This window comes from Shewanella sp. BJSY2023SW007 (genome assembly GCF_047314525.1).
Taxonomy (GTDB): Bacteria; Pseudomonadota; Gammaproteobacteria; order Enterobacterales; family Shewanellaceae; genus Shewanella; species Shewanella chilikensis.
In genome coordinates, this window is sequence record NZ_JBKORL010000068.1 from 62,930 (window position 1) to 76,477 (window position 13,548).

Annotated in this window: 10 protein-coding genes; 5 read left to right on the top strand and 5 right to left on the bottom strand. The window is 55.9% G+C overall.

Features of this window, described 5'->3' with window-relative positions:
* Positions 1-71 precede the first annotated feature (71 nt).
* Entirely contained in the window at positions 72-1,382 is a 1,311-nt protein-coding gene (locus ACMHXE_RS10610; RefSeq protein WP_226564080.1) for an ammonia-forming cytochrome c nitrite reductase subunit c552, read from the bottom strand.
* A 622-nt stretch (positions 1,383-2,004) separates the two neighbouring features.
* Between ACMHXE_RS10610 and ACMHXE_RS10615 the strand changes: the two genes are divergently transcribed.
* From ACMHXE_RS10615 to ACMHXE_RS10635, 5 genes are read left to right on the top strand one after another with little or no spacing between them, the layout of a single operon-like run.
* Positions 2,005-2,166: a nitrate reductase gene (locus ACMHXE_RS10615; protein ID WP_025009643.1), complete on the top strand. Its 162-nt coding sequence runs from the start codon at positions 2,005-2,007 to the stop codon at positions 2,164-2,166.
* A gap of 38 nt (positions 2,167-2,204) precedes the next feature.
* Positions 2,205-2,462, top strand: coding sequence for a chaperone NapD (locus ACMHXE_RS10620; protein WP_101055127.1), 258 nt, complete (start codon positions 2,205-2,207; stop codon positions 2,460-2,462).
* A gap of 2 nt (positions 2,463-2,464) precedes the next feature.
* Positions 2,465-4,954, top strand: a complete 2,490-nt coding sequence (gene napA / locus ACMHXE_RS10625) for a nitrate reductase catalytic subunit NapA (RefSeq protein WP_413732237.1) — start codon at positions 2,465-2,467, stop codon at positions 4,952-4,954.
* Between the two features lie 13 nt (positions 4,955-4,967).
* On the top strand, positions 4,968-5,444 hold the full coding sequence (locus ACMHXE_RS10630) for a nitrate reductase cytochrome c-type subunit (protein ID WP_025888064.1): 477 nt from the start codon (positions 4,968-4,970) through the stop codon (positions 5,442-5,444).
* Positions 5,445-5,452: 8 nt separating this feature from the next.
* On the top strand, positions 5,453-6,040 hold the full coding sequence (locus ACMHXE_RS10635; RefSeq protein ID WP_025009645.1) for a cytochrome c3 family protein: 588 nt from the start codon (positions 5,453-5,455) through the stop codon (positions 6,038-6,040).
* Between the two features lie 112 nt (positions 6,041-6,152).
* Here ACMHXE_RS10635 and ACMHXE_RS10640 read toward each other — a convergent pair whose 3' ends face one another.
* The 4 genes from ACMHXE_RS10640 to recB form a co-directional block, all read right to left on the bottom strand.
* On the bottom strand, positions 6,153-6,545 hold the full coding sequence (locus ACMHXE_RS10640; RefSeq protein WP_101055125.1) for a VOC family protein: 393 nt from the start codon (positions 6,543-6,545) through the stop codon (positions 6,153-6,155).
* A gap of 123 nt (positions 6,546-6,668) precedes the next feature.
* Positions 6,669-7,679 (bottom strand): D-alanine--D-alanine ligase, encoded by a 1,011-nt coding sequence (locus ACMHXE_RS10645; protein ID WP_101055123.1) that lies wholly within the window; start codon positions 7,677-7,679, stop codon positions 6,669-6,671.
* 215 nt (positions 7,680-7,894) lie between these two features.
* Entirely contained in the window at positions 7,895-9,898 is a 2,004-nt protein-coding gene (gene recD / locus ACMHXE_RS10650; RefSeq protein ID WP_413732207.1) for an exodeoxyribonuclease V subunit alpha, read from the bottom strand.
* Positions 9,895-13,548, bottom strand: coding sequence for an exodeoxyribonuclease V subunit beta (recB, locus tag ACMHXE_RS10655; RefSeq protein WP_413732209.1), 3,654 nt, complete (start codon positions 13,546-13,548; stop codon positions 9,895-9,897). Before recB ends, recD begins: the two co-directional genes overlap by 4 nt.

Here is a 13,548-nt window from a genome sequence, read left to right on the forward strand (position 1 = left end):
TTATTCCCAATCAAATTTGCATGTTTTGATTAAGGCTTGGCTCTCATTCCGGCAATTGTTCACCTTGCCGCTCAATAGCCGAAGTTTGCAGCCTTGGGCCAATGTTTTTTCACTTCAGTCTTGATAAAGGCCTGCTTCTCCTCGGTCAGTTTCTCCAGCTCCACGCCTATGGCTGCCTGCGCCTTGGCCTTGGTGCTGTAGTCCGGATAATCGACTCGGGTTACGCCAAGGTCGGCATTCAGCTTGCTCAATATCTCTCTGGCAGCGCGGATCTGCTCTAAGCCCTTGTTCAGCAGGGCTTCACCCTCTTTGGCGTTGTGGGCGTGAATACCGTGGGAGGACATGGCAAAGTCCCAGCGCCACTGCGCATGGCGTATCCCCATAATGGCCTCTCCTATCTGTTGCCATTGGGCACCGGCCTTCCAGGCGGCACCGGCTTCATAGTGGGCCTTGATAAGCAGTTCCTGTAACTGTTGCGCCTTGGTCTCCAGTAGCGCCTTGTTGTCGGCAATCAGTTGGGTAATGTGTTGCTGACTCTGGTGACAACTGCTGCAATTGGCCGCTTCAAAGTCCGGCAGATGGTTGGTTATCTTGTGGTTGGTGAAAGATTTGCCGTCGGCGCTGGTTTCCTGGGTCATATGACAGGTGACACAGCTGATTCCAGCCTCGGCGTGGACGCTGCGGTTCCAGTGCTCAAACTCGGGATGGCGCGCCTTCACCAGCGGCGTTCTCGATATCGGGTGTACCCACTCGAAAAACTGCCGGGCATCATAGTACTTTTCTATCTCATCGGCGCTGTTGCCGAAGATCCAAGGGATATTGACCTTGTCCTGGCGCTCAGGCTGGAAGTAGTAAGTGACATGGCACTGGCCGCAAACCTGTGATTGCTGCATAGACTGATTTTGTTCGCCAAAGGGTTTGTGCACTTTGGCCATGGCATCCTGGGCATGAGGTCTTGGCAGTGTCAGTTCAGCTGAGCCTTGGGTATGGCAATCGGAGCAGTACACAGGATTTTGGATTTCCGGACCCAGCTCGGCAAAGCTCTTGGCAGAGAAGCCTTCTACACCCAGCTCTTTCATCAGCCTGGGCGCATCCGGCGTTTTGCAGGTCCAACAGCTGGCCGATAGGCCTGTTTCACCAGCCTTGGGGCTAACACCACTGCGTAGACTGTGACTGACATCGGCGACGGCAAAGTGGTGCCCTCTGGGGCTATGGTACTCCTTGGCATAAGCCGAGCCGGCCCAGAGGATCACGCTGGCGGGGTTTTTCTCAAGCATATCTTCCCGTTGCATCTCCTCTGAGGTTTGCGCCCAGGTCTGATATTGCAGGCTCGATGTTTTATCTGCTGCGACAACGGAAAATGACAGACTCAAACCGAGCACTAAGGGCAATGTAGTAGGGTGGGTAAAGGGGTTCACGACAGGCTCTCCTTGGTTGGGACGACGCACAAACAGGCGTTTGAAATTTGGTCCCTGAAATCAAAAAAGATATAACTAAAATGCATGATAATGCTAAGGAGCTCTGTCTGTAGTTGCAACCGCAAGATATTGTTTTTACTGAATTCTGTGACCTGAAACAGGATTCAGTTTCTCCTTATATAGTCGTTTTATCGCTTTAAAGCCCGCCCAGCCTGGACACTACTCCCTAAGGGATATTTTGCTTATTTCGTTGGTTTTTTAACCGTTAGTTATTGGCGAAATAGCCACTTCTTTGCTGTATTTCATGTGAGCCTGAATAGCTAAAAGCGGAAAATGTCGAAATTACAATCGATTGAGGCGGTTGAAATAAGTGATATCCGTCTTTTACCGGCTATTTATATGATCCAGATCAACAGTATCAGGTGTTTACCAACTTGGGGGTATACAGTTTGTTAACACTTTGCCTTTATGATTGAAACCGAAAAATAAATCGCATTTAAAAGGCGGCTTTAATCTGCCGGGCTTGGCGGCCGTTGCCCTGGAATAGCACAGCAGCAAGCCATCTTCATAGCGCCTAGGAGGAGCCATGAGCGAGACACCGAGTACTGATGAAAAACGTCTGGAACTGAAGATATTTATCTTCCTGACGGTTTTTTTGGCGCCGCTGTTGTCGGTTTTGCTGGTCAGCGGTTTGGGCTTTGCCATCTGGTTTAGCCAAATTTTAACCGGTCCACCGGGAGCCGGTTAACGCAAATATAACGAGAGTCCTTAAAACAGGGGAACCAGATGAGTAGGGAATTGCATGTCAGCAGCCTGATCCTTCAGGTGATGCCACCCAAGATGGCCGGCGTTCGTCAACAAATTCTGTCGTTCGGCAATGCCGAGTTGTCGGTTAACGATGAAAGTAAGCTGGTTGTGGTGCTGGAAGGCCCGACCGAACAGGCGATCCTCGCCACCATGGACAGAATCAATGCCCTCAAGGGCGTGATCTCCACCGCTATGGTGTATCACCAGTGTGAACAGCTCGAAGAGGAAGAGCAATGAAAATGAACAGACGCGAATTCATGAAGGCCAATGCCGCCATGGCGGCAGCCGGGGTCGCAGGATTGGCTTTACCTGCCACAGCCAGCAACCTGATCACCAGTTCAGAACACACCAAGCTTGATTGGAACAAGGCGCCGTGCCGCTTTTGCGGTACTGGCTGCTCTGTGATGGTGGCCACCCGCGAAGGCCGGGTCGTGGCGACTCACGGCGATGCCAACAGTGAGGTCAACCGCGGCCTAAACTGCATTAAAGGCTACTTCCTGTCGAAGATCATGTATGGCCATGACAGGCTGCAGACTCCCATGCTGCGGATGACAGACGGCAAATATGACAAGCACGGTGAATTTACCCCTATCAGTTGGGATCAGGCCTTTGACATCATGGCCGAGAAGTGGAAGCACACCATCAAGACCAAAGGGCCGACGGCGGTGGGCATGTTTGGTTCAGGCCAGTGGACGGTTTGGGAAGGTTATGCCGCTTCCAAGCTGATGAAGGCAGGTTTCGGCTCCAACAATATTGATCCCAACGCCCGTCACTGTATGGCCTCGGCCGTGGGCGGTTTTATGCGTACCTTTGGTATGGACGAGCCCATGGGTTGCTACAACGATATTGAAGCTGCCGACGCCTTTGTGCTTTGGGGCTCCAACATGGCCGAGATGCACCCAATCCTCTGGAGCCGGGTCACAGACAGACGCCTCAGCGCGCCCCATGTAAAAGTCTCTGTGATGTCCACTTTCGAGCACAGAAGCTTTGATTTGGCCGACTTGCCGATTGTCTTCACGCCGCAAACCGATCTGGCCATACTCAACTATGTCGCCAACTACATCATCAGCAATGACAAGGTTAATTGGGACTTCGTCAACAAGCATGTGAACTTCCGCAGAGGTACAACCGATATTGGCTATGGCCTGCGGCCCTCACATCCGCTGCAGCAAAAAGCCAAGAACGTGGCCACCGCCGGTGAATCTACCCCGATGGACTTTGAGCAGTTCAAGGCCTTTGTCGCCGATTACAGCTTGGAGAAGGTCAGCAAGCTCTCGGGCGTACCCGAGCATAAATTGCTGGAGCTGGCGAAACTCTACGCCGATCCCGAGGTGAAGGTGACCTCCTTCTGGACCATGGGCTTTAACCAGCATACCCGAGGGGTTTGGTGTAACAACCTTATCTACAATATCCATTTGCTGACCGGCAAAATAGCCACCCCGGGCAACAGTCCGTTTTCACTCACAGGTCAACCTTCAGCCTGCGGTACTGCGCGGGAAGTGGGCACCTTCTCCCATCGCTTACCGGCGGATCTGGTGGTGAATAATCCAGAGCACCGCAAGATTGCCGAGACCATCTGGAAAATCCCTTCCGGGATCATTCCGCCCAAGCCCGGCTACCACGCGGTAGAGCAGAACCGGCGCCTGAAAGATGGCGATCTCAACTGCTACTGGGTGCAGGTGAATAACAATATGCAGGCCGGCCCCAATATCAACGAAGAGGGCTTGCCAGGATACCGTAATCCGGAAAACTTTATTGTGGTGTCCGATGCTTACCCAACGGTTACCACCCAGGCCGCGGATCTCATTCTACCTACCGCCATGTGGGTGGAGAAAGAGGGCGCCTATGGTAACGCCGAGCGCCGTACCCAGTTCTGGCATCAGTTGGTGTCAGCGCCCGGACAATCGCGCTCGGATCTCTGGCAGTTGCTGGAGTTCTCCAAGCGCTTTACCACAGACGAAGTCTGGTCCGAGGCTGTGTTGGCGGCCAATCCCGAATACAAGGGCAAGACCTTGTATGAAGTGCTGTACCAGAACGGCAATGTCAATAAGTTTCCTCTCAGTGAAAGCGATAACAAGTATCTGAACGACGAGGCCAAGCACTTTGGTTTCTATATACAAAAGGGGCTTTTTGAAGAATACGCCACCTTTGGCCGTGGTCATGGTCACGATTTGGCTCCCTTTGAAATGTACCACCAGGCCCATGGTTTACGCTGGCCTGTGGTTGACGGCAAAGAAACCCTCTGGCGCTACCGTGAGGGTGCGGATCCCTACGTTAAACCCGGCAAGGGTTTTGAGTTTTACGGCAAAAAAGACGGCAAGGCGGTTATCTTCGCGCTGCCATACGAGCCGGCGGCAGAATCCCCGGATGCCGAATATGATCTCTGGCTCTCTACCGGGCGGGTGCTGGAACATTGGCACTCAGGCTCCATGACCCAGAGGGTACCCGAGCTGTATCGCGCCTTCCCGGATGCCGTGTGCTTTATGCATCCGGATGATGCCAAAAAACGCGGCCTGCGCCGAGGGGATGAGGTCAAGGTAGTGTCCCGTCGCGGCGAGATACTGACCCGGGTGGAAACCCGCGGCCGCAACAAGCCACCGGTGGGTTTGGTGTTTGTCCCCTGGTTCGATGCCAGTCAGTTGATCAACAAGGTGACTCTGGATGCCACGGATCCGCTGTCCAAGCAGACAGATTTCAAGAAGTGTGCCGTGAAAGTGATGAAGGCCTGAGGAGGATAAGAAGATGAAATCGAATCATACCCTGTTGGCCTTTGCTGCACTGATGACCGCGCTGTCTGTCAATGCTGCCGGCATTCCCGAGGATAAGGTGGCGACTTTGCGCCAGGCGCCGCTCAATAGCCAGCCGACGCCACCTGTGATGCAGAAGGTGAGAAATACGGATATCAAACAGACCCGTAACTACCCGATGCAGCCGCCGGTTATACCGCACAAGATAGACGGCTACCAGCTGGATCTTAAGGTCAACAAGTGCATGTCCTGTCATGCCCGCAGTCGCACCGGTGAATCGCAGGCGCCTATGGTGAGCGTGACTCACTATATGGACAGAGACAATAACTTCCTGGCCGAGCTGTCACCCAGACGTTATTTCTGTACCCAGTGCCATGTGCCGCAACTGGACGCCAGATTGATGGTGGAGAATGACTTTGTCGATATGGATCACTTGCTCAAGTCCGGGGCTGAGAACCCATCCAGCCATTAGGAGTCGCTATGTTTGAGAAACTGAAACAGATATGGCGGGTGCTGAACCGGCCCAGTGTTCACTTCAGTCTGGGTTTTTTGACCCTGGGAGGCTTTGTCGCCGGGATCATCTTCTGGGGTGGTTTCAACACTGCCCTGGAAGCCACCAACCAGGAGGCCTTTTGTATCGGTTGCCACGAAATGGAGAACAACGTCTATCAGGAGTTGAAGACCACCATACATTTCACTAACCGCAGCGGGGTGCGGGCGACCTGTCCGGACTGCCACGTTCCCCATAATTGGACCGACAAGATAGCCCGTAAGATGCAGGCTTCCAAAGAGGTTTGGGGCAAGGTGTTCGGCACCATCAATACCCGGGAGAAGTTCGAGTCCAAGCGGCGTGAACTGGCCGAGCATGAGTGGGCCAGACTCAAGGCCAACGACTCGCTGGAGTGTCGAAACTGCCATAACTTCCAGTATATGGACTTCACCCGTCAGTCACAGCGGGCGGCCAATATGCACTCCACCTCGCTGGCAAGCGGTGAGAAGACCTGTATCGACTGCCACAAGGGGATAGCCCACCACCTGCCGGATATGCAGGGAGTGGAAGGCTTCTGAGCCCAAAGCTCTGGGCAGAGCCTATTGCTTCATGGAAAAAGCGCGCCGAACTTTCCCGGCGCGCTTTTTTATCTGTTAAATCGCCAGTCAAAAACCATGATTAAGCAACGCCTTATTGGCCGCTCTGCTGTTGCCGACTCAGGAGTTTAAGCTCTACTTGATTGCCGTCAGGATCGTAAATATAGATAGAGCGGCTGTAACCCCGGGCGCCATATTTTTCCGAAAATCCTTCATGGTGCACGCCGTGTTGCTCAAGGTGTTGTAGCACTGAGGCTTCATCCTTGGCGGCAATATTGAGGCAGAAATGCGCCATATTGAGGCCTAAAGGTTGATCGCTTCTTGGCACCAGATCGATAAGGGCACTGCCGAATCTCAGTTGCAGCAGGCGAGGGGAGTCGAGCCGCCGCTCGGGATGAGCCCCCAGTACTTGGGTATAGAATGCTTGGCTGGTTTCCAGACTGCTGCAGATCAACACCAGATGATCTATATCTATCGCACTGAACATAAGCTCTCCTGCATGCCGTCACAACTATTGTCAGCTTAGCAGGATAAAGAACACCCGCGCGAGTGGCGGGTGTGGTTTTGCGTTTGTTTCAGTCCGGTTGGTGCTTGGCTCAGGACGGGGGCTTTACTTGAGCGGTTCGCTCAGCTGGCGTCTTATGTTACTCACCAACCACTCGCTGACATCATGGCCATTGTTGCTGAGCATCTTGGGGAACATGGAGATGGGCGTCATGCCCGGGAAGGTATTGATCTCGTTGAGCAGTATCTCGCCTTCATCGGTAAGGAAGAAGTCGATACGCGACAGGTGGGACAGCTTCATGCCCTTAAAGGCACGAATGGCATAATCGCGTATGGTATCGATTTGCGCTTGGCTCAATTCGGCCTCGACCTTGGTCACCGCCTTGCTCTTGGCATCATACTTCTCATCGAAGCTGTAAAAGGTGTTGTTGGCGCAGATGATTTCACCCGGCACTGTGGCAATCACTTCACCCTGGTATTCATATACGGCCACTTCCAGCTCCCTGGCTTTGATGGTCTTTTCCACTACCACGTAGGGGGAGTAACTGAAGGCCTGCTCCAGCACAGAGGGGATATCATCGCCATTGTCCACCCGGTAGCAGCCGACGGATGACCCTTGGGATGCTGCCTTGATAAACAGTGAGCCCCATTCATTCAAGGCCTCACGGCAGCGGGTGTTGGCCACTTCACCGGCTTCACTGAGAAACAGATAAGGGGTATTGGGGATGCCGAGCGCACTGAACCACATCTTGGCCGTGACCTTGTTGAAGCAGTTGCTGCTGGGTTCGGAGCCGCAGCCGAAATAGGGCAGGTTGATCAGATTGAAATAGGACTGAATATCGCCGGTCTCACCCGGATAGCCGTGAATGCAGGGGATCACATAGTCCACCGGCCAGCTGGGCTCGGCCTCATCGAAGCGCACTTCACGGCGATTGGTCAGCTCGCAAACCTGGCCCTGCTTGGTGTGGTAGTGGCCGGCGGCGTCCAGCTCCAACCTGAGCACTTCCATGTCGGGAATATTTGCCAGGCAACTTTCGATATAGTCAGCCGACATCAAAGAGATACTGTGCTCGGCGGCCCCGCCGCCACAGAGTAACAAGATATGGGTTTTGCTCATGAATTCTCCTGACTGAGCGGCCTGATAAATAACCTTGGCCGATATTATGCCTGCTTAGACAGGCCTTGAGTATAACGGCAGCTGACGCAGGCTCTCATCTGGTTATTTTGCCGCCAGAGCGAAACGGGGCCGTATGGCATCTGGCCCGGTTGCTGTTTTCGTTATAGTCATGGCCACAGTCATAGTTTCTGCCATAGCCATAATCTCTGCCACAATCACTGCCACAGCCTATCGGCCAGCCCCGAGGCCCGGCGAGTGAGGCGACGACAGGCGCCGTCAAACACTGAGCTGTTGCCCAGGCAGCAAAAATGCTGTTTGGCGCGGGTAATGGCGGTGTAGATCAGCTCCTTGGTGAGCAGTTGCAGCTGCGCCGGGCTCGGGCTCGGCGGCAACACCAAGGCCACAGAATCAAATTCACTGCCCTGGGACTTGTGCACTGTCATGGCAAAACAGGTCTCGTGGCCGGGAAGACGTGCCGGCAACACCTTGAGCACACTGCCGTCGGCCTGAATAAAGTGCGCCAGCAGCCTGTTGCTGTCACGATCGGGCAGAATAACGCCGATATCGCCGTTAAACAGCCCTAGGTTGTAATCGTTGCTTTGGATGATCAGCGGCCGGCCCGGATAAAACTCCTGCTGCGGGGCGATCAGTCCGGCCTGTTTCAACACTTGTGTCAGTTGCCGATTGATCCCCTCGACACCGAAATCGCCGCCACGGGTGGCGCACAGCAGTCGAAAGCGGTTGTAACGGGCGATGATCTCCTCGGCGCCGATGTCCGGCCTGTGCACCACTTCCAAATAGTCGCGGTAGTGCTCACAGGCCTGGCTGAGAAGCTGGGCCAGCCCCTGCTGCTTTTTACCGATTTCCAGCCACTCAAGCTCCTGATAACCGCCATTCCAGGCATCAGTTATCGCGGCGCCATCACTGAGGTTTACCGCCTTGGCCAGCACGCCTATGCCGGCATCGCCGCGGAATCTGTGGCTGTGACGCAGCATACAAAGATTATTGCCTATGCCGGGGGCGAGATTGACGCAATCGCTGAGGTCAAAGCCGGTGAGCCTTGTAAGGGTTGCGGCAAACTCGGCGCTGTAACGCATGCGCCAGTCCTGCTGGTGGCGCAGACCGGCGCAGATATCGGCGAGCACGGCGCCGGCTTCCACCGAGGCCAGTTGATCCTGATCCCCGAGCAGTATCAATCTGGCATTGGCGGGCAGGGCATCGAGCAGCCGGTCCATCATAGGCAAGTCCACCATGGAGGCTTCATCGACAATCAGCAGATCCAGATGCAGCGGGTTGTCTTGGTGATGACGGAATTTGTGCGAGCCTGGGATCACCCCCAGCAGGCGATGCACAGTGGCAGCTTCTTCGGGGATCTTGTCTATGGCGCCAAGGTCAAGCTCGGCGGCAAAGGGCATAAGCTCTTTGGCCAGGCGCTGTTTGGAGGCCTTTATCGATTCGGTCAGGCGCGCAGCCGCTTTACCCGTGGGGGCCACCAGACGTATGTTCATCTCACTGCCGAGACACAGGAGCATCAGCAGCTTGGTGACCGTGGTGGTCTTGCCTGTGCCCGGGCCGCCGGTGATCACCGCCAACTGGCGACAATAAGCGGTGGCGGTGGCGACTTTTTGCCAATCGCGTTTGCCGGACTTTTCTCTATTAGTTTGAGTTTCACCATCAGTTTGAGCTTCACTATCGGCTTCAGCTGCATCATTAGTCGCTTGGCCAGTATGGCTGGCGGGCGGCAAAAACAGGCAATCGAGCGCGCGCCGCACTTCGTCGGTGGCGGGGTATTCAGTGGCGGCCATGGCGGTGAGGCGCCGGGCGACCCGGCACTCAAAATCATAATAGCGTTTGAGGTAGAGGCGGCCAGCGTCGAGGATCAAGGGTTTGTCTTCACCCGGGGCGCCGACGGCGGCAAAATTGGCCACCGCCAGCTCAAGGCTTGCCGGGTCGGTATTGAGGCGCACACTGGGGTGGGGCTCTGCCAGAGGATTATCAAACGCTATGCTCCCCAGTGGCAGGCAGGCGTGCTGCGATGATAACTGGCGGCTCAGCAGGGCGCACAGCAGCAGAAACAGCGGCGATGGCTCCCGGTGAATGGCGGCCATCTGCAGCGCAAAGTGGCGGTCGAGCGCCGTCAGCAGCCGCTGCTCTTCCCATTGCTTAAGCAGCGCAGTAACAGCTTGGCTGCTTTGCAGTATTGATGGGCTATCTGTCATAGACTCAACTCCAACTGAGGGACGCTCGAGGGCGACTCGCCCTTGAGTAAGGCATCCAAGGCCAGGATCACGGCTTCATCCGGCCTGTCCACAAACACCCCGGCGCCGGGATGGGCCGCGGACATGCCCCGTAGAAACAGATAACAGCAGCCGCCGAAGTGGTTTTGATAACAATAGTCCGGCAGTTTGAGGCTCAGATATCTGTGCAGCGCCAGGCTGTAGAGCAGGTACTGGAGATCGTATCTGTGCTCGCTGATGGCGGCGGCCATCTTGTCCTGGCGGTAATCGCTGAAATCGTCCCCCAAATGGTTGGATTTATAATCGGCAATATAGAAACGGCCCTGATATTCAAAGGTAAGATCGATAAACCCCTTGAGCATGCCCTTGAAGGCATCGAAGCGCAGCTCACCGCCATAACCGTGTTTGGCCAGCAAGCGGCTGAGCTCGGTATCGATAAGCTGGGTATCGCCGCCAAGGGGCAGATAAAACTCCATCTCCACCAGCTTTTGGCGCTTGCTGAGATCAACCAGGCGCAGACTCTGCCCCTGGGGCAGAGCGATGTCGGCGTTAAGCAGATCCCGATACCAGTCATAAAGTACATCCTGCCAATCGCTGTCGATGCCATACTGCTGCATCGCCTGGGGCAGATGCAGCAAGAGCTCCTCCTCGGCCTGGGTAAAGTCGATTTTCTCCAGTACCAGGTGCATAAAAGAACCGGCATTGGCGCCGCGCTCGAAGCTGAAGCGGTTGGCCGGCAAGACATCCTGCGGTTCATAGACAGAGGCCGGCTCGATTTCAAACTCCTCATCACCGGCGCCCGGCAACACCCGCTCGTGGGGCAGATGTTTGACCAAGCCGGAATAGCTGCCGACCCGCCAGGGTGCGCCTTGACGCGCCGCCGGCACCTGGGCACAAAGTGGGCTTGGAGAGTGGTTTTCAATGCCTTGAAGGCAACTTGGGTCTGCATCGCCCATCTCGGTCAAGGAGATGGCCTCGCAAACAAGGGATGCGGCGGCGCTTTGCAACCTATCGCCGTCACAGTCCTTGTCTTCAATGCCGAGCAGATAGCCTATGGCTGTGTCTTTCAAAAAGCTGTTGATGCCCGTCTTGTTCATGCGGCAATGGTTGGCCAGCCCCAGATAACAGCGATATATGGGCCGGGTCAGCGCCACATACAAGAGGCGCAGATCTTCGGCCAGCGTCTCGCGTTTACAGGCTTCCCAGCCTTCATCACTGGCGTCCAGATCCCAGACTAATTGATTGTCTTTGTGGTACAGCATGGGCGAGGGGCGGCGACTGCCGTCGCGGGCCAAACTGACAAAGGGGATGAAGCACACAGGATATTCCAGCCCCTTACTCTTGTGGATGGTGACTATCTGCACCAGGTTTTGTTCGCTGGCGAGCCTCAGTTGCTGCTCTTCACGGCTCTGGCCGGAGAGCAGTTCCTGCTCAAACCAGTTGACTAGGGCGCTCATGCCTTCGAGCTCGGTGGATTTTTGCTGCAGCAGTTCCGCCAGATGGCGAAAATCGGTGAGACGCCGCTCGGCGTTGGCCTCTCGGCCAAGCCGCTCCAGCAGCTGCCAGTGATCCGCGAGATTGAGCAGCGCCGGCATGATGCCGCGGCGGCTCCAGAGCTCATGCAGCGACATGAAGGTATCGAGCACCTCGGCGCGCAGTGTCTCAGATTGGTTGAACTCATGGATATTATTGGCGCTGAAGCCCAGCAAGCGGCAGGCCAGTGCCGAGCGAATCGCCCGTTCATCCCTGGGGCTGGCGAGCGCTTTGAGGATAAGGGCGATTTCCCGCGCTTCCTCCGTGCCCATTACCGAGTCGCGGCTGAGGAACACGGCGCCGATTTGGCGACTATTGAGCGCTTGTTGCATGACGGCGGCTTCATTTCTGTCGCGCACCAAAATGGCGATATCCCGGGCGCGCAGCGGCTGCTCATTGCCACTGAGGCGACACTCGCCGCGGTTGGCGGCATTGAGCAGGCGCACGATTTCGGCAGCAGCATCTTCGGCCAGCAGCTTACGGGCCTGGGTCTTGTTGAGGCCCTTGTCCGGATCTTCCTTGAGCAGCCTGAGCTGCAGCGCCGCCGAGTCTCTGCCGGGCGCGAGCAGCTGTTTACTGCCAGCGTCCTTGGCCTTGACCGGCTCGAACGGGATGGCGTCGCTGATAAAAGGGTCGCTGTGGTTGGCAAACAGGCGGTTGACTGCTGCAATCATGTTGCAGGCCGAGCGGTAGTTGGTGTCCAGATTATAGTGATCGGCGGTATTACGCCTGGCCTCAATATAGGTATAAATATCGGCGCCGCGAAAGGCGTAAATCGCCTGCTTGGGATCGCCTATCATCAACAGCGTGCGACTTGGCTCAGGCTTGGGTTCAGGCTGGGCGCCGGCATCCGCATCCTGCTGTGGCAACTGCGCCGGGTAGATGCCGGAGAAAATTGCAAACTGCAGCGGATCCGTATCCTGAAATTCGTCGATAAGCGCCACCGGGAAGCGTTTGCCTATCTCCTGCTTGAGCTGCTCACCTATGGCAAGGCCGCTATCCGGCGCCGTCTGGGTCAGGCCGCCTATGGCCTTGGCCAGGGTCAGCAGTAGATCGTCCGGGCTCAGCAAGTTGCGCTCGGCCTTGAGCTCGGCAAAACGCTCGGCTATCTGGGCTCTTGCCTGATAGAGAAATGCCGGAATAAGCGAGTCTACGCTGTCTCTGAGCGCTTCTATCTGCGCCAGTAGCGGCGCTTGTTGTGCTGTAGGGATTTCGCCGCCTTTTCTCAGTTTCAGTGACCCGAGAGCCAGGCTGTCCAGGAGTTTCGGGGTCGGCAGCCCCTGATGATACTTGGCCCAGTTGTCCATCTGCTCCAGCATGGCCGTGAGCTTGGGGTAGCCATCGGCCTGCTTGCCATAGCTGGTGCCGTTGAGCGGCAGGCTGTGGAGCAGGGCCTCGGTGGCGTCCCTTTCTCTTGGCCAGCTCAGTCGTAGCCTTGCGAGCTGAGTCTGCAACTGCTCGGCATATTGGTCGAATTTCCCCGGGTCGCGGTTGGCGCTCGCTTGACTGGCGCCGAGCAGCGGTCTCAATTCGCGCCCCAGCGCATCCGGAGTGGCGTAATGGGCGGCTATCGCGGTCGCCAGCGCTGTTGGCAGCCGATAACAGACATGGCGCCAAAAATCGCGCACACTCTGGCGCAGATATTCGCTGTCATCCAGGGTAAATTCCGACTCGAACAGCAGCGCCGACTCAAAGGCCATATCCGAGAGGATCCGCTGGCAAAAGCCGTGAATGGTAAAAATGGCGGCTTCATCCAGGCTCTTGAGCGCCAGAACCAGCTGCTTGAGGGCGGTTGCGCGCTGCGTTGGCGGGCAGCGCAGATAAAGCTGCTCGATAAAATCGTCTTTGACGCTTAAGCCGATAAAGCGCTGATAACAGCTGCGGATCCTTTTGCGTATTCTGTCGCGCAGCTCTTCGGTGGCGGCGTTGGTAAAGGTGACCACCAGGATCTGCTCACAGCCGAGGCCCGGGCGCTCAAAATCACCCAGCAATAAGCGCAGATAGAGGCCGGAAATTGTGTAGGTCTTGCCGGTTCCGGCACTGGCCTCAATCAGGCGCCGGCCGCTCAGCGGTAAACTCAATGGCTCCAGTGCTTGCAT